Annotated in this window: 17 protein-coding genes; 13 read left to right on the plus strand and 4 right to left on the minus strand. The window is 59.1% G+C overall.

Going from position 1 to position 17,024, the window contains the following annotated elements; translation table 11 throughout:
• Window positions 1-118 precede the first annotated feature (118 nt).
• The 7 genes from dusA to AC3B8H_RS09810 are packed head-to-tail and all read left to right on the plus strand — an operon-like array spanning window position 119 to window position 6,902.
• Window positions 119-1,051 (plus strand): tRNA dihydrouridine(20/20a) synthase DusA, encoded by a 933-nt coding sequence (gene dusA / locus AC3B8H_RS09780; protein ID WP_488441419.1) that lies wholly within the window; start codon window positions 119-121, stop codon window positions 1,049-1,051.
• 40 nt (window positions 1,052-1,091) lie between these two features.
• Window positions 1,092-1,637 carry a GTP cyclohydrolase I FolE gene (folE, locus tag AC3B8H_RS09785; RefSeq protein WP_488441403.1) on the plus strand — a complete coding sequence of 182 codons (546 nt, stop codon included), beginning with the start codon at window positions 1,092-1,094 and terminating at the stop codon, window positions 1,635-1,637.
• A gap of 1 nt (window position 1,638) precedes the next feature.
• Entirely contained in the window at window positions 1,639-2,616 is a 978-nt protein-coding gene (hemH, locus tag AC3B8H_RS09790; protein ID WP_488441404.1) for a ferrochelatase, read from the plus strand.
• A gap of 37 nt (window positions 2,617-2,653) precedes the next feature.
• Entirely contained in the window at window positions 2,654-4,246 is a 1,593-nt protein-coding gene (locus AC3B8H_RS09795; RefSeq protein ID WP_488441405.1) for a MutS-related protein, read from the plus strand.
• Window positions 4,246-5,448: a formate-dependent phosphoribosylglycinamide formyltransferase gene (gene purT, locus AC3B8H_RS09800; RefSeq protein WP_488441406.1), complete on the plus strand. Its 1,203-nt coding sequence runs from the start codon at window positions 4,246-4,248 to the stop codon at window positions 5,446-5,448. Before AC3B8H_RS09795 ends, purT begins: the two co-directional genes overlap by 1 nt.
• Before the next feature lie 12 nt (window positions 5,449-5,460).
• Window positions 5,461-6,039 (plus strand): lytic transglycosylase domain-containing protein, encoded by a 579-nt coding sequence (locus tag AC3B8H_RS09805; protein WP_488441407.1) that lies wholly within the window; start codon window positions 5,461-5,463, stop codon window positions 6,037-6,039.
• A gap of 5 nt (window positions 6,040-6,044) precedes the next feature.
• Window positions 6,045-6,902 (plus strand): HDOD domain-containing protein, encoded by an 858-nt coding sequence (locus AC3B8H_RS09810; protein ID WP_488441408.1) that lies wholly within the window; start codon window positions 6,045-6,047, stop codon window positions 6,900-6,902.
• A gap of 15 nt (window positions 6,903-6,917) precedes the next feature.
• On the opposite strand, the gene AC3B8H_RS09815 is transcribed toward AC3B8H_RS09810, so the two are convergent.
• Window positions 6,918-7,496: a Maf family protein gene (locus AC3B8H_RS09815; protein ID WP_488441409.1), complete on the minus strand. Its 579-nt coding sequence runs from the start codon at window positions 7,494-7,496 to the stop codon at window positions 6,918-6,920.
• Between the two features lie 68 nt (window positions 7,497-7,564).
• On the opposite strand from AC3B8H_RS09815, the gene AC3B8H_RS09820 reads away from it, so the two are divergent.
• The 6 genes from AC3B8H_RS09820 to fabG all read left to right on the plus strand — a co-directional run bounded on the left by AC3B8H_RS09820 (window position 7,565) and on the right by fabG (window position 12,018).
• The gene (locus AC3B8H_RS09820; RefSeq protein WP_488441410.1) at window positions 7,565-8,077 is read left to right on the plus strand and encodes a YceD family protein; all 513 of its coding nucleotides are present in this window, start codon (window positions 7,565-7,567) and stop codon (window positions 8,075-8,077) included.
• 1 nt (window position 8,078) lies between these two features.
• Complete coding sequence (gene rpmF / locus AC3B8H_RS09825; protein WP_488441411.1) at window positions 8,079-8,261, plus strand: 50S ribosomal protein L32; 183 nt, start codon at window positions 8,079-8,081, stop codon at window positions 8,259-8,261.
• 84 nt (window positions 8,262-8,345) lie between these two features.
• A complete protein-coding gene (gene plsX / locus AC3B8H_RS09830) occupies window positions 8,346-9,374 on the plus strand; it encodes a phosphate acyltransferase PlsX (protein WP_488441412.1) in 1,029 nt (342 codons plus the stop codon).
• Window positions 9,371-10,339 (plus strand): beta-ketoacyl-ACP synthase III, encoded by a 969-nt coding sequence (locus AC3B8H_RS09835; RefSeq protein WP_488441413.1) that lies wholly within the window; start codon window positions 9,371-9,373, stop codon window positions 10,337-10,339. The genes plsX and AC3B8H_RS09835 overlap by 4 nt, the downstream gene beginning before the upstream one ends.
• A gap of 1 nt (window position 10,340) precedes the next feature.
• Complete coding sequence (fabD, locus tag AC3B8H_RS09840; protein ID WP_488441414.1) at window positions 10,341-11,297, plus strand: ACP S-malonyltransferase; 957 nt, start codon at window positions 10,341-10,343, stop codon at window positions 11,295-11,297.
• On the plus strand, window positions 11,290-12,018 hold the full coding sequence (gene fabG, locus AC3B8H_RS09845) for a 3-oxoacyl-ACP reductase FabG (RefSeq protein ID WP_488441415.1): 729 nt from the start codon (window positions 11,290-11,292) through the stop codon (window positions 12,016-12,018). Before fabD ends, fabG begins: the two co-directional genes overlap by 8 nt.
• 63 nt (window positions 12,019-12,081) lie before the next feature.
• Here fabG and AC3B8H_RS09850 read toward each other — a convergent pair whose 3' ends face one another.
• The 3 genes from AC3B8H_RS09850 to AC3B8H_RS09860 all read right to left on the minus strand — a co-directional run.
• Window positions 12,082-13,011, minus strand: coding sequence for a response regulator (locus tag AC3B8H_RS09850; RefSeq protein ID WP_488441416.1), 930 nt, complete (start codon window positions 13,009-13,011; stop codon window positions 12,082-12,084).
• Window positions 13,008-16,385 carry a hybrid sensor histidine kinase/response regulator gene (locus tag AC3B8H_RS09855; RefSeq protein ID WP_488441417.1) on the minus strand — a complete coding sequence of 1,126 codons (3,378 nt, stop codon included), beginning with the start codon at window positions 16,383-16,385 and terminating at the stop codon, window positions 13,008-13,010. The genes AC3B8H_RS09850 and AC3B8H_RS09855 overlap by 4 nt, the downstream gene beginning before the upstream one ends.
• Window positions 16,386-16,740: 355 nt before the next feature.
• Window positions 16,741-17,024: GmrSD restriction endonuclease domain-containing protein (locus tag AC3B8H_RS09860; RefSeq protein ID WP_488441418.1), on the minus strand; the 284-nt coding region annotated here is incomplete at its 5' end.

The following is a 17,024-nucleotide window of genomic DNA, read 5'->3' on the forward strand; positions in this document are numbered from 1 at the left end:
TCTCGGTACGGATCAAAAATGGGACCGCGCTATATCCGTACCGTTTTCAAACAACTACAGCCATGTTCAAAGCGTGACAAATACCAAACAACCCAATCACCGTTTTTCCGTGGCACCAATGTTGGATTGGACCGACCGGCATTGCCGGTATTTTCATCGGCTGCTGACCCGAAAGACCTTGCTGTATACCGAGATGGTCACTACCGGGGCGATTTTGCAAGGTGGGCGGGAGCGGCATTTGCGTTACAACGTCGAGGAACACCCGCTGGCCCTGCAACTGGGCGGCAGCGATCCGGCCGATCTGGCGCGGTGCGCGAAAATCGCCGAAGACTACGGTTACGACGAAGTCAATCTGAACGTCGGTTGCCCGAGTGACAGGGTACAAAACGGCCGCTTCGGCGCCTGTTTGATGGCCGAGCCGCGATTGGTGGCCGATGGCGTCGCGGCGATGCGGGCGGCGGTGGCGATACCGGTGACGGTCAAGTCGCGCATCGGCATCGACGACCGGGATTCCTACGACGAACTGGTCGATTTCGTCGCGACGGTGGCGGCGGCCGGTTGCGAAACCTTCATCGTTCACGCTCGCAAGGCCTGGCTGTCGGGCTTGTCGCCGAAGGAAAACCGGGAGATTCCGCCGTTGCAATACGAGGCGGTGTTTCGCTTGAAACAGGACTTTACGCATTTGACGATCGCCATCAACGGCGGCGTGATTTCGCTGGACGGCGCCGCCGAGTTATTGCAACAAATCGACGGCGTGATGATGGGCCGCGAGGCCTACCACAACCCGTATATCCTGGCCGAGGTGGACGCCCGCCTGTTCGGCGAAACCCGGCCGATACCCAGCCGCCGCGACGTGGCGCTGGCACTGCTGCCCTATCTCGAACAACAAGCCGCATTGGGCGTGCGGCCGCATGCGATCACCAAGCACATCCTCGGTTTGTTCCACGGCGAAAACGGCGCCCGCGCCTGGCGCCGCCATCTGAGCGAAAACGCCAATAAACCCGGTGCCGGCGCCGGGGTCTTGCTGGACGCCTTAGAATTTACCCGGTGATACGGTATACTCACCGCATTTTTTTACCTGGGGGACGGCGATGGAAGAATACTTTTCCAAAATTATTCAGGCGATAGGCGAAGACGTAAACCGCGAGGGTTTGCGAGACACGCCCAAACGCGCCGCCGAAGCCTTCAAATTCCTGAACAAGGGCTATCAGCAAACGCTGGAAGACGTACTTAACGATGCGATTTTTCAGGCCGACACCGAGGACATGGTCATCGTCAAGGACATCGAATTGTATTCCCTGTGCGAGCATCATCTGCTGCCCTTCATCGGTAAATGCCACATCGGTTATCTGCCGCAAGGCCGGGTGCTGGGGCTGTCCAAACTGGCGCGGATCGTGGACATGTACGGCCGCCGTCTGCAGATTCAGGAGCAACTGACCCGACAAATCGCCACCGCGGTGGAGACCGCGATCGGCGCGCGCGGCGTGGCGGTGGTGATCGAAGCCAAGCATTTGTGCATGATGATGCGCGGCGTCGAAAAACAAAACTCGGTGATGACCACGTCGGTCATGACCGGGATTTTCCGTCAGGAAATCAGCACCCGTTCCGAATTCCTCAACCTGATCAACCGTAAATAACATGAGCCGGCCAGCGCTACGCAAAACCGGCGTCCTGCTGGTCAATCTGGGCTCGCCGGCCTCGACCAAGACCGGCGACGTGCGCCGCTTTCTGCGCGAGTTTCTCGGCGACCCGCGCGTGGTCAATCTGCCTAGGCCGCTGTGGTGGTTGATCCTGAATCTGTTCATTCTGCCGTTCCGCCCGAAAAAGTCGGCGCACGCCTACCGGGCAATCTGGACCGAGCAGGGCTCGCCGCTGATCGTGTTCACCCGGCGTCTGGCCGAAAAACTGGCCGCTAGCTTGGCCGGCGCCGACATTCAAGTCGATTATGCGATGCGCTACGGCAAACCGGCGCTGGCCGAGAAGCTAACCGAATTCAAGCAGAACGGCGTCGAAGACATCGTCGTCGTACCGCTGTACCCGCAGTATTCCTCGACCACCACCGCCTCGATTTTCGACGTGGTCGCCGAAGTTTTCGTCGGCTGGCGGCATCTGCCGTCGTTGCGTTTTATCGGCGAATTCCACCAACACCCGGTTTATATCAAAGCCGTGGCCGATTCGGTGCGCGCGCATTGGGCCGAACACGGCCAGGCTGACTGTCTGGTGATGTCCTTCCACGGCCTGCCGGCCAAATTGACCGAACTGGGCGACCCGTATTTTTACCAATGCCAAACCACCGGTAAACTGATCGCGGAACAATTGGAACTGACCGACGCTCAATGGCGCTTGGTATTCCAATCGCGCTTCGGCCGCGCCGAATGGCTGAAACCGTATTGCGTGGAGGTGTTGGCGGAACTACCGACCCAGGGAATACGCAGCGTCGATGTGCTGTGTCCCGGATTCTCGGTAGACTGTCTGGAAACGCTGGAAGAAATCGCCATCGCCAACCGGGAGATTTTTCTGGAGGCCGGCGGCGAAAGCTACCGCTATATTCCGGCCTTGAACGACAGCGACGCCCACGTCGAGGTGATGCACGCTTTGATCGAAACCGCGCGTTAACCACGCCGCGCCATAACTATAAAACCGGGGAGGCAGCATGCAAGCGAATATCCTAGAAAGCTGGAATGACCAATGGCCGACGGTGCGATCCAGCACCCCGCCGCCGACCGGCGCCGGCGTCATCGATCAGGGCGCGTTCAACACCATCGAAGTGGACGAGCTGTTCGACCACGTCAACCACGCCGCGACCACCGCCGGCCAATCGGTGCTGTACCGCTCGCTGACCCAGCCGTTGGCCGACGCCGACGCGATCGCCGCCAAACAAGCGGCGGTATTGGAAATCCGCGACAACCCGGCGGTACGCGAGAACGTCGAAAATATCGTCGCCCGCGCCGCCGAAACCGAAAAGCGACTTTACGTATTGCTGTTCGGCGAATTCCTGGGCAGCTTCGGCACCGCCCGCCACGACCATCAAATCGAAGGTTACGGTTACAAACCCTATATTCGCGGCATCCGCCTGCCGCTGGAATTGGTCGGCGCGATCCAAAACTCCGGCACCCCGCAAACGCCGTACTTGAAAGCCATCTTCGACAAAATTGCCGGCTTCGCCGACAGCAACGAATATTCGCTGATGGTCGGCCCGGTCTACAACAGCGAAAAAGGCATCCAAAGCAAGGAAGAACGTAAACACTCGTTCGCGCCGGCGACGATCTTTCGGCCGACCTTGTTCAAGCCGCTGCTGATTGCGCTGGTCATCGCGGTGATCTGGGGCATCACCAAAGTCTTTCCGTCCAATCTGTTCGAAGTCACCCGCGATGGCTTGTCGATCGCCTCGGTATTCTTTTTACCGCTGGCCTTGGTCTACATTCCGGTGGTCGGCGGTTACGACCGCGACAACTGCATCATCCCGTTGCGCAACATCTTCCGTCAATCCAAGGCGCTGGGCGATTTGCTGGACGCATTGGGCCAACTCGACGAATTGCTGGCCTTCATCAAATACGCCGAACATTACGGCAGCGACATGGTCATGCCGGAACTCCAGGCCGACGAACGCCACGCGATCGCATTGAACAACGCCAAAAACCCGGTTTTGGGCAATCAAAACCCCGACTACGTCGGCAACGACTTTGCAATGGACCAAACCCGTTTGGTCTGCGTCACCGGTCCGAACAGCGGTGGCAAGACCGCGTTTTGCAAGACCATCACTCAGATTCAATTGCTGGCTCAGATCGGTTGCTTCGTGCCGGCCAAAGCGGCCAAACTCAGCGTTGCCGACCGGATTTTTTACCAGGCGCCGGAAATCAGCCATCTGGACGACGGCGAAGGCCGCTTCGGCACCGAACTGAAGCGCACCCGAGACATTTTCCTGGCCTGTAGCTCGAAAAGTCTGGTCGTGCTTGACGAAATGGCGGAAGGCACTACTTTTGAAGAGAAAATGCAATCGTCGATCGACGTACTCGACGGCTTTTACCGGAAAGGCAACAGCACGGTTCTGATCACCCACAACCATCAGTTGGTGGACGAATTCGTCAAGCGCAAAATCGCCGATCCGAAACAAGTCGAATTCGCCGACGACCTGCCGACCTTCAAATTGATTCCGGGTATTTCCCGGATCAGCCACGCCGACCGGGTGGCCAAGAAAATCGGCTTTTCCAAACAAGACATCGACAACTATTTAGCCCAATCGTGATGAAACTAGGAACTCCCAACAGCGCCGCCGCCACCAAAGCCCTCTTGCTGGGCAGCGGCGAATTGGGCAAGGAAATCGCGATCTCGCTGCAACGCTACGGCGTCGAAGTGATCGCGGTGGACCGCTACGCCAACGCGCCGGCGATGCAGGTCGCCCATCGCAGCCACGTCATCGACATGACCGACGGCGACGCGGTGAAAACCTTGATCGCCCGCGAACAGCCGCATCTGGTCGTGCCGGAACTGGAAGCCATCGCCACCGGCGCGCTGGCCGACATCGAATCGCAAGGCTTGGCGACCGTGGTGCCCAACGCCCGCGCGATCCAGTTGACGATGAACCGCGAAGGCATCCGCCAGCTGGCCGCCGAACAACTGGGCTTGCCGACCTCCAACTACGCCTTCGCCGAAACCTTCGAGCAGTTGAAAGCCGCCGTCGATAACGGCATCGGCTATCCCTGCTTCGTCAAGCCAACCATGTCGTCGTCCGGCAAGGGCCAATCGATGGTCAAGTCGGCCGACGCCTTGCGGGCGGCCTGGGATTACGCCAAATCGGCGGGGCGCGCCGATACCGGCAAGGTCATCGTCGAGGCCAAGATCGATTTCGATTTCGAGATTACGCTGCTGACGGTAAGGGCGGCGGACGCCGACGGAGCGGTCCAAACCCATTTTTGCGAGCCGATCGGCCATCGCCAGGAACACGGCGATTACCGCGAAAGCTGGCAACCGCAAGCGATGAGCGAACCCGCGTTGGTGCTGGCCCGGCAGATCGCCGGCAAGGTCACCGAAGCACTGGGCGGCTTGGGCTTGTTCGGCGTCGAACTATTCGTCAGCGGCGATCGGGTCTGGTTCAGCGAAGTCAGTCCGCGCCCGCACGATACCGGCATGGTGACGATGGTCAGCCAACGCCAAAGCGAATTCGATTTGCACGCCAGAGCGATTTTGGGCCTGCCGGTCAACACCCGCTTGGACAAGGTGGGGGCCAGCGCGGTGATACTCGGCGGCATCGACGCGAAAAACGTGGCCTATCACGGCTTGGCGCGGGCGCTGGCGGTGCCGGACAGCGAAGTCAGATTATTCGGCAAACCGGAAGCCTTCGCAGCCCGGCGCATGGGCGTGGCGCTGGCCTGCGGCGCGACGGTGGAAGACGCCAAGGCCAAGGCAATCCGCGCCGCGGCGGCCGTCAAAATTTCGCCCACCGACTGACGGGGCCGGCCGATGGCGAAACGTCTGACCGCTGCCGTTTTCGCATTGGCTTGGTTGCCGCCGGTTCAGGCCGACATCTACAAATATGTCGCGCCGGACGGCCGGGTGTATTACACCGACGAGCCGAAAAAAGGTTTCGATTACCGGCTGATTATTCGCACCCGCCCCAAAACCTATAATCACGATCTAAAATATCTGTCGGCGAACAAAAGCAAGTTCAACGACTTGATCGCCAAAGCCGCCGCCAAGCATCAGATGGACCCCAAATTGTTGCACGCGGTAATCCAGGCCGAATCGGCCTACAACCCGAATGCCGTGTCGTCCGCCGGCGCGGTCGGTCTGATGCAGTTAATGCCGGACACCGCGCGCCGCTACGGCGTCAGCGATAGACGCGACGCCGAGCAAAACGTGGACGGCGGTACCCGCTACCTGAAGGACCTATTAGCGATGTTCAACTCCAATCTGAAATTGGCCGTGGCCGGTTACAACGCCGGCGAAGGCGCCGTGATGAAGTACAACTACACGATTCCGCCCTACCCCGAGACTCAAAATTACGTCCAGCATGTGATGTCGCTATACGGAAAAGGCTAGTGACCGTGTCCTCGCTACAAAGTCTGGTCAACGACACGACCAAGCTGTTCTCGCTACCGGACATCTATTTCCAGCTCAGCGAAATGATGCGCGATCCGCGTTACACGATGACGGATTTTGGCAAGGTGATTTCCAAGGACCCGGCACTGTGCGCCCGCTTACTGCGCATCGTCAACAGCCCGTTCTACGGTTTTCAATCCAAGGTGGACACCATCTCGCGCGCCATCACCATTATCGGCATCGACGATCTGAACCATCTGATCCTGGCGACATCGGTGGTCGATGAATTCAGCCGGATTCCCTGCGAGCTGGTGGATATGACCGCCTACTGGATGCGTAGCGTGCACTGCGGCGTGATCGCCCGGCTGCTGGCCAAACGTAGCGGCGTGTTGCACGCCGAGCGGCTGTTTCTGGCCGGCCTGCTGCACGACATCGGCTCGCTGGTGCTGTACATCCGCATGCCGGACGCGGCCCGCACCGTGCTGCTGGCCGCCAACCACGATCGCGGCTTGGTTCCCGGCTTCGAATATCAGATTATCGGCTTTACCCACGCCGATGTCGGCCGGGAATTGCTGAAAAGCTGGGGCTTGCCGGAATCCTTGTACGAAACCGTCGGCTGTTACCTGGAACCGAGTCGCGCGTTGGTTCACAAACTCGACGCCCATCTGCTGAACATCTCGGCCCTGCTGGCCGACAGCGGCCGCTACGCCGACGGCGTTGAAGCCACGGCGGCCATGCTGTCCGAACAATCGCTGTCGCTGACGCGGCTGAGCCGCGAGCAGATCGTCGCGCTGATGGGTCAGGTGGAAGGCGAATTCATGCACATGTTTGAATTGCTGTCGCCGGGCAAGCGCTTTCACTAAAACTAGCGCGACACGCTATAACACCGACATGCCGGCCTGTTGCAGCAGCGCGGTGAGTTTGATCAACGGCAAGCCGATCAGGGCGTTCGGGTCGTCGCCGACGATTTTTTCGAACAGCGCGATACCCAAGCCTTCGGACTTGAAACTACCCGCGCAATCGAACGGCTGTTCGCGATCGACGTAACGCTCGATTTGCGCCGGAGTCAGAGGCCGAAAATGCACTTGGCAGACATCGAGATCGCTCCAGTGGCGGCCGGAAGCGGCGTCGAGCAGACAAACCGACGTGTAAAACGTCACGACTCGACCGGCTTGCAGGACTAGCTGCCGAATCGCCGCCTCCCGGCTACCGGGTTTGCCCAAAATAGCGCCGTCTATCGTCGCCGTTTGATCCGAGCCGATAATCAGATGTTCGGGAAACTCGGCGCGTAGCGCCCGCGCCTTGGCCATCCCCAGGCGAATCGTCAAATCGGCCGGTGCTTCGCCGGCCAGCGGCGTCTCGTCGACGTCGCTGGCCGTGGCGGTAAATTCGAGCTGCAAGCGCGCCAGCAGTTGCCGGCGGTAGGGCGACCCGGAAGCAAGAACGAGAGCGGACATGGCTAGGTGATTGTTTAATCGAGTGTTTGTTTGACGCGGCAACGAGTAATCTGTATCATTGTACAGTTATGTCAGACAAGTTTCCCGACCGTATCGATCCTCTGGTGTTTGCCGAAAGGCGCGGCACCGTGGCTGGCCAGCTAGCGATAGCCCAGTTCGAACGCTTGTCGGATTACGTTGTCGAGCGGGAGGGCGCGGTGGATGTCAGCGTGGAATTCGACAAGGACGGCAAGCGCGTCGTGTTGAGCGGCCATATTGCCGGCACGCTGCAACTGGAATGCCAATCCTGCCTGCAAGGCGTGGCCTGGCCACTGAACATCCGCTTCAAATTGGCCGTGGTCGCCACGCCGGCCGAGGCCGAGCGGCTGGAAGATTACGAACCAATATTGCTGGACGACGACAAAATCTCGCTACATGCGGTCGTCGAGGACGAAATCCTGTTGGCGATTCCGGATTTCCCCAGACACGAGCACCGCTGTCTCGAGCGCAACAGCTCTTCGGACAACGACTACACCGATAGCCGGACTAAGGCCGACAATCCTTTTTCCGTGTTAGCAAAACTTAAAAAAACTGGAGATTGAAATGGCAGTACAAAAGAGCAAAGTATCGCGTTCCAGACGCGGTCAACGTCGTTCACACGATGCATTGGTCGGCAAAACCCTGTCTCAGGATGCCCTGACCGGCGAAACCCATCTGCGTCACCACATGACCCCGGACGGTTTTTACAAAGGCCGCCAGATCGTTGCCGGCAGAGACGAAGATTAATCTTCGCAAATTCACCATCACGTAAAGCCGACGGGTCATTCTGCTGTTGTCGGCTTCTTCCGACTACAGGAGTTAATCCCAAGCGTGAGCGTAACTCTCTCTATCGATGCCATGGGCGGGGATTTCGGACCGCAAGTCACGATACCCGCATCGCTGGTTTGTCTACGAAAAAACCCGAAACTGAATTTGATCCTGGTCGGCGACGAAACCTTGCTGAAGGACAAGCTCGGCTCGGCCCTGACCGAATTCGCCGGCCGGCTTAGCATTCAGCATGCATCGCAGGTGGTGGAAATGGACGAACCGCCGCAAAAGGCCCTGAAAAACAAGAAAGACTCGTCGATGCGGGTCGCGATCAATCTGGTTCAGGAAGGCCGGGCCGATGCCTGCGTCAGTGCCGGCAATACCGGCGCGCTGATGGCCACCGCCCGCTTCGTGTTGAAAATGATCCCCGGCATCGACCGGCCGGCCATTATTTCCACCTTACCCTCCACCTTCGGCCACACCCATGTGCTCGACTTGGGCGCGAACGTCGATTCCAGCGCCGAGCACCTGTACCAATTCGCGGTGATGGGCGAGGAAGTGGTCAAGGCGGTCGAGAACATCGAACGGCCTCGCGTCGGCTTGCTGAACATCGGCGAGGAAGACATGAAGGGCAACGAGCAGGTCAAGGCGGCCGCCAAATTGCTGGAGAATTCCGAGCTGAACTACATCGGCTATGTTGAAGGCAATTCGATCAACGCCGGCCATACCAAAGTCGATCTGATCGTCACCGATGGCTTTGTCGGCAACGTGGCGTTAAAATCGATCGAAGGCGCCGCGAAAATGATCAGCTCGAAACTCAAGGACAGCTTTTCGCAAAACTGGCTGACCAAACTGGCCGGCCTGGTGGCCTATCCGGTGCTGAAACGCTTCAAGGACAGCATCGACCCGCGCCTTTACAACGGCGCCAGTTTCATCGGTTTGCGCGGCTTGGTCATCAAAAGTCACGGCGGGGCCGACGCCTTGGCGTTCGAAACCGCGATTCATCTGGCCGAAGTCGAAGTCGCGCAAGGCGTCATCCGTAAAATCAGCGAAAAATTGGAAATCGCATTAGCCCAAAAGGTTGTGGCATGACAATCTGGTCTCAAGTGATCGGCACCGGTGGCTATTTGCCCGAAACCGTCCGCACCAACGACGACATTTCAGCGATGGTCGATACCTCGGACAGCTGGATTCAAGAGCGCACCGGCATTAAAAGCCGACGCATCGCCGGACCGGACGAAACCGCGTCCAGCATGGCCGAGATCGCCGCCCGTCAGGCACTGGAAATGGCCGATCTGCCGGCCGCCGCCATCGACATGATCATCGTCGCTACCGGCACCCCGGAACGGGTCTACCCCAGCACCGCCTGCCTGTTGCAGGAACGCCTGGGCATCAAGCACGGCGTGGGCTTTGACATTCAGGCCGCCTGCTCCGGCACCGTCTACGCCCTCAGCATCGCCGACCAATACATCAAAAGCGGTTTCGCGAAAACCGTGCTGGTGGTCGGCAGCGAAATCTGCTCGCGTATCGTCGATTGGAGCGACCGCGGCACCTGCATCCTGTTCGGCGACGGCGCCGGCGCGGTGTTGTTGCGAGCCGGCGACCAGCCCGGCATCCTGTCCACCCATATTCATTCCGACGGCGGCTACGAAGACCTGTTGTATTGCCCCAACCCGCAAGTCGCTGCGACCGGCAAGCAGGACGAAGCGCCGTATATCAGCATGCGCGGCAACGAAGTCTTCAAGGTCGCGGTTAACACCTTGGGCCGCATCGTCGACGAAACCCTGGAAGCCAGCGGCTTGGCGCAAAGCGACATCGACTGGCTGGTGCCGCATCAGGCCAACACCCGCATCATCGCCGCCACCGCCAAAAAACTGGGCATGTCGATGGACCAAGTCATTCTCACGCTGGAAAACCAAGGCAACACCTCCTCCGCTTCCGTGCTGCTGGCCTTCAACGAAGGCGTGCGCGACGGCCGCATTCAACGCGGCCAAACCGTGCTGATGGAAGCCTTCGGCGCCGGTTTTACCTGGGGTTCCGCTCTCATTCGGTACTGATATGAATCCAAATTCGCAAAGCTACAATCTAGCCTTCGTCTTTCCCGGCCAAGGCTCGCAAAGCGTCGGCATGCTGGCGGCGCTGGCCGAGACTCATCCGACCGTCAAACACACCTTCGCCGAGGCTTCCGACGCGCTGGGATTCGATCTATGGCATCTGGTCGCCAACGGTCCGGACGCCGATCTGAATCAAACCCGCAACACCCAACCCGCCATGCTGGCGGCGGGCGTCGCGGCTTGGCGGGTGTGGTGCGAAACCACCACAATCCGTCCGGCCTGGATGGCCGGCCATAGCCTGGGCGAATACACCGCGCTGGTTTGCTCCGGCGCGCTGAATTTCCAAGACGCGATCAAACTGGTCGCCGAACGCGGCCGGCTGATGCAGGAAGCCGTGCCGGCCGGCGAGGGCGCGATGGCAGCCATCCTGGGTCTGGAAGACCACCAAGTGGTCAACACCTGCGCCGAAGTGGCCAACGGCGAAATCGTCGCGGCCGCCAATTTCAACGCGCCCGGCCAAGTCGTGATTGCCGGCGCCGCCGCCGCGGTCGATAGAGCCATCGACGCTCTGAAAGGACTGGGCGCCAAGCGCGCGTTAAAACTGCCGGTCAGCGTGCCCTCGCACTGCGGCTTGATGGAGAGCGCGTCGGGCCAACTGGCCGCGCTGCTGGAAAACACCGCGCTGGACATGCCGGCGGTAACGCTGATCCACAACGCGGACGTCAAATCGCACGGCTCGCCGGAAGTCATCCGTTACGCGCTGAAAGAACAACTGTTCAAGCCGGTGCGCTGGGTCGAGAGCGTCAAATTCATGCACGAACAAGGCGTGACCGCCTTTGTCGAATGCGGGCCCGGTAAAGTCCTGTTGGGCCTGAACAAACGCATCGCCCCGGACGCCGCCCACTTGGCGGTCTACGACCCGGACACCCTAGCCAACGTTGTGGAGCAATTGAATGGATAAAAAAATCGCCATCGTCACCGGCGCCAGCCGGGGTATCGGCCGGGCCATTGCCGAAAGACTGGCCGCCGACGGCTTCCAGGTGCTGGGCACCGCCACCTCGGCCGCCGGCGCCGAAGCCATCTCCGCCTATCTGGGCGACAACGGCAAGGGCTACAAGCTGAACGTGGCCGACGCCGCCGACATCGAGCAGTTCGTCAAACTCAGCGGCGATGAATTCGGCACGCCGGCCGTGCTAGTCAACAACGCCGGTATTACCCGCGACAACTTGCTGATGCGGATGAAGGACGAGGAATGGGACGACATTATCGCCACCAACCTGACCTCGGTTTTCAGAATGTGTAAAGCCGTCTCGCGCGGCATGATGAAGGCCCGTTACGGCCGCATCATCAATATTTCCTCGGTGGTCGGCTCGACCGGCAACGCCGGCCAAACCAACTACGCCGCCGCCAAGGCCGGCATGGTCGGTTTCGCCAAGTCAATGGCCAAGGAAGTCGGCTCGCGCGGCATCACCGTCAACACCGTCGCGCCGGGTTTCATCGATACCGACATGACTAAAGAACTAGGCGCCGACATCAAAAACAGCCTGCTGGGCGCGATCGCGCTGGGCCGCCTCGGCCAACCGGAGGAAATCGCCCACGCGGTATCCTTCCTGGCTTCGGAGCAAGCCTCCTATATCACCGGCGAAACCCTGCACGTCAACGGCGGCATGTACATGCCCTAAGCCGGCAAGCGCCCGCACGTCCAAAAGCCCGCAGCCGTTTCGGCCGCGGGCTTTTTTTATGCCTCAACCATTCTGCAAGGCCACCGCGACCGCCGCCGCGCGGGTCGAGACGCCGAGCTTTTCGAAGATGTGTTCCAAATGCTTGTTGATCGTGCGCGGGCTGCTGCCAAGGATAATGCCGATTTCCTTGTTGGTTTTGCCGCGAGCGATCCACATCAGAATTTCGGCTTCGCGAAAGGTCAGTTTCAAGCGCTCGCGCAATTGTTCCGGATTCCAGGCGCCGTCATCCTCCCGCCTGAGCAGCAACAAGTATTCGTCCGGGTGGCGGCAAACGCCGATCTCGACGCTGAAACCGGCCGCCGCGCCGAAACTTTCCCCGTCCGGCGCCTTGGCGCCATCGCCGCGCCAGTTGGCAAACCAGGCCAACAAGCGGCCCGGCAACGTATCGCCCAGTCCGCAAGCCCCGGTCTCGCCCTGCCCGCGCTTGAAATCCGCCAGCCAGACCGCCGCGGCGGTCGTCAGCCAGACGATCCGGCCGTCGGCATCGACCGCCAGCGCGGCGAATTCGCCGTCGTCCAACACCCGCTCGGCCCGCAGCAGATTTCGGGTTTGGGTTAGATGCACTTCGATGCGCGCCAGCACTTCGGCCGGCCGGATCGGTTTGACGATGTAATCCAGCGCGCCCTCGCCGAAGCCGCGCAGCAAATGATCCAACTCGCTCAGGCCGGTCATGAACAACACCGGAATCGCGGCGGTGGCCGGATCGGCTTTCAGGCGGTTACAGGTTTCGAAACCGTCGATGCCGGGCATCATCACGTCCAGCAAAATGATGTCGGGTTTGACGTATTGAATTTGTTCGATCGCCGAACAGCCGTCGGTGGCGACCAGGACCCGGTAATTGGCTTCCGATAGGGTGTCGGATAACAAGGCCAAATTGCCCGGCGTATCGTCGACGATCAAAACCGTGCCGCTGCTGCCATAGGTGCCGCTCATCGTGCCTCCTGCGTTTTCCGGTTCATGTTCAACAATTTGCGTAATTCGCCGACCCGGAATTCACCGGCCAGCGTTTTCAGTTTGGCGAAATAGCCGGCATAGTGCGGATGCGCAGCGGCCAGTTCGTCCAGTTGTTTTTTCAGGGCCAGCAAATCGCCGATCCTGACGCAATCGACACAGCCCTGCAACAGAGGTTCCGGCGGCACCGCCAACGCGGCCGGCGCGCCCGGCTCCACCGCCGCGACTTCGTCGCGGTACAGCCAGCTCAGTGCCAAGTACAGCTTCAATTTGGTCATTAAATCGTTGACCCGCACCGGTTTGGCCAGGAAGTCGTTGCAGCCGGCGTTCAGCGCCGCCAACCGGTCGCTGGGATAGGCGTTGGCGCTCAATACGATAATCGGCATCGCCCAACCCTGCTCGCGCAGCCGGATCGCGGTTTCGATGCCGTCGATGCCGGTCATCGAAATATCCAGCATCACCAGATCGGGACATTGCTCGGCCACCCGCGCCAGACATTCCTCGCCGGAACCGGCCTCGCAAACTTCGAAACCCACCGGCTCCAGCAAGGCACGCAGCAAATCGCGATGCTCGGGTTGATCGTCCACCGCCAAAATCTTGCGGCGAACGCCGTGATAGCCGACGATGTCGGCGCGCGGTTCCGGCTCGGCCTCGGCGCCCAGACTCGGCAACAACAACCGCACGCTGAAGGTGGAACCCTCGCCGAGCCGGCTTTTTACCGTTATTTCGCCGCCCATCACTTCGGTCAGGATCTTACTGATCGTCAAACCCAGACCGCTGCCGGCGACCGCGTTGCCGGTCGGCTGATTGAGCCGGGTAAAGGGCTGGAAGATATTTTGCAACTGTTCTTCGGCGATGCCGGCGCCGCTGTCGATGACCTGAAACTGGACGACGCCGCCGCTATAGCCTATCCGTAGTACGATCTCGCCGCTGTCGGTGAACTTGACCGCGTTGCCGAGCAGGTTGATCAATATCTGCCCCACCCGCTTTTCATCGCCGCGTACCCGCTGCGGCAAGGTGTTGCCGATCTGGCAGACGAAGCGCAAGCCTTTGTCCTCGGCCTGCGCCTGGTAGGTGTGCACCAGATGCTCGATAAACAACGGGAAGTTAAACGGCTCCTGCTTCAAATCGAATTTGCGCGCCTCGATCCGGGCTATATCCAGAATATCCTCAATCAGCGCGCATAAATGCTCGCCGCTACGCTTCAAGGTATCGACGGCCTGACGCCGGTGCTCCGGTATGCTGGGGTCCTGGTTCAAAATATGGGCGTAGCCGATGATGCTGTTCAGCGGCGAGCGAATTTCGTGGCTCATGCTGCTCAGGAATCGGCTCTTGGCCTGATTGGCGGCGTCGGCCATTTTCAGCGCCTGCTGCAATTTCAAGTCGGTTTTCTGGTGCTCCTCGATTTCCTGTAACAACAGTTGGGTCTGCTTGGCGGTTTCCTCTTGCGCCACCTTGCGGCTTTCCGCATTCAAAATCAGCCACCAGGTGCATAGGCCGATGAAGACCAACAACGAGGCGTAGATTTTCAGGAAATTGTTTAGCAATAGCTGAAAGGCCGGCCAGTCCTGGCGAATGCTCAACAAATCCTGGTAGTAAATGATGCTGACGAAGATGCCGGTCAGCACCGACAGAAACACAAACAACAACGCAAAACGCAACAGGCGCAAACGCACGTACAGACTCAGAAAATTCGGCAAGCCGCGCTTGGCGAGACGTTCCAGATAATCGTCGAAGCGATACCCGACCTTGCAAGCATCCAGGCAGCGCGCGTCCAAGGTGCAGCACAATGAACAGATGCTGCCGGCGTAGGCGGGACAATAGGCCACGTCGTCGTGCTCGAATTCGTTTTCGCAAATCGAACAGGTATTGCGGGCGTAGCGGTTGTGTTCATCGCGGTCGCGCGCCAGATAATGCCGGCCCTTGCTCCACCAGGCCAAGGCCGGCGCCAACACGAACGCCAGGCCCAGCGCGATAAACGCCGAAAAGGCTTTCGGCCATTCGCCGAACAAGCCGACGTAAGCCAGTATCGACACCACCGACGCGACGAAGGTCGCCACCATGCCGACCGGGTTCAGGTCGGACAAATAGGCGCGCTTGAACTCGACTTCCTTGGGACTCAAGCCCAAGGGTTTGTTAATCATCAACTCCGCCGCGACCGTACTGATCCAGGCGATCGACATGTTCGAAAACAGCCCCAGCACTTTTTCCAGCGCGCCGAATACGCCGAACTCCATCAACAGCAACGCGATCATCACGTTGAACAGCAACCACACCACCCGGCCGGGGTGACTGTGGGTCAGCCGCGAGAAGAAATTGGACCAGGCCAGCGAACCGGCGTAGGCATTGGTGACGTTGATCTTGATCTGGCTCAACACCACGAACAACGCGGTCGCGGCCATGGCCCAGCGCGGGTCTTCGAATAATTCGTTGTACGCCACCAGATACATCTGGGTCGGCTCGTGGGCATGTTCCGGGGCGATGCCGTGGCGTATCGCCAAATGCGCCAGCAAGGCGCCCAGCAACTGTCTAAGTACGCCGAACACCACCCAGCCCGGCCCGGCGCTCAGCATCGCCGCCCACCAGCGCCATTTATTGTCGGCGGTCTTGTCCGGCAAGAAGCGCAAAAAATCCACCTGTTCGCCGATCTGCGCCACCATCGAACAGGCCACCGTCGCCGCGCTGCCGAACAGCAGCCAATCGAAGCCCTGGCCGCTGCCGGCGATCCAAAAATAGGTCTCCAGCGTCATCAACGCTTCCGGCTCGGTCCGCGCCACCGCGATATACGGCGCAATCAGCAAGGCCAGCCACACCGGTTGGGTCCACAACTGCATCCGGCTGATCGTGGTAATCCCGAAAGTCACCAACGGAATCACGATCAGTGCGCTGATCACGTGGGCGTAGGCCAGCGGGATCTGAAAATACAGCTCCAGCGCCAGCGACATGATCGAGGCCTCCAGCGCGAACAGCGTGAAGGTGAACGAGGCGTAAATCAGCGAAGTCACCGTCGAACCGATGTAGCCGAAGCCGGCGGCGCGGGTCAGCAGATCGATGTCGATATGAAACCGGGCCGCGTAATAGCTGATCGGCAACGAGGTGATGAAGATGACGATGCCGACCGCGATGATGGCCCAAAAGGCGTTGGTAAAGCCGTAGTTGATCGACAGAAAGCCGCCGATGGCTTCCAGCACCAGAAACGAAGTCGAGCCGAAGGCGGTATTGGCGACTTCGAACTCGGACCATTTACGGAAACTGCGCGGCGCATAGCGCAGCGCGTAGTCTTCCAGGGTTTCGTTGGCGACCAGCAGGTTGTAGTCGCGGCGGATTTTGGTGATGTTTTGGTGGATGGCTTTCATGGTGTGGTGTCGCTGTCGCGACGGGTGTTTGATATGTCGGTTCGCGGACCGACAGCCGCGATACTTTCGCTACGAAAACCATCCCTGGTTTTCGCCCTTCGGGCCAGCCTATCGGCTGTTCAAATTCGTTCCTGACGAATTTGTGCTCAGCCAAAAAAAAGTATTCAAAGAAAAGGCCACCCGGCATTCCGCCTTAATCCTGCGCTTCTCGCTTTTGGCGAGGGCTGTTCTCGCCAAAAGCTGCGGTGCTCGGGGCGAAATAACGGGAGCCATACCATCCCGACATCACCGGTTATTTTAATAACGATGTTTAGAGCAGAGACACAGCCAAATGCAATTTATTAATTACGTTAGCTTATATTTTCCAAATTTCGTTATACGCAGTTTCAGCCATACTCTCTGTATGTTCCATTACCTCCTTTGGAGTCCACTGTTGAGAGTGTTTTACAAAAAAAGGTAAGTCATATCCCGCCTCCAATAGCAATGATTTTTTATCATGAAACTTTTTTGAATCTAATTTTTCATTCATTTTTTGATCAAGAAAAATTAAATTTCCCAAACTTCCAACATACTCATCTGACCATCCCTCATCGTTTTCCTTTGATTGCGGATGTAGGTGTTCAATAGTTAAATCATCAT

Source organism: Methylomonas sp. BG-2 (genome assembly GCF_057766305.1).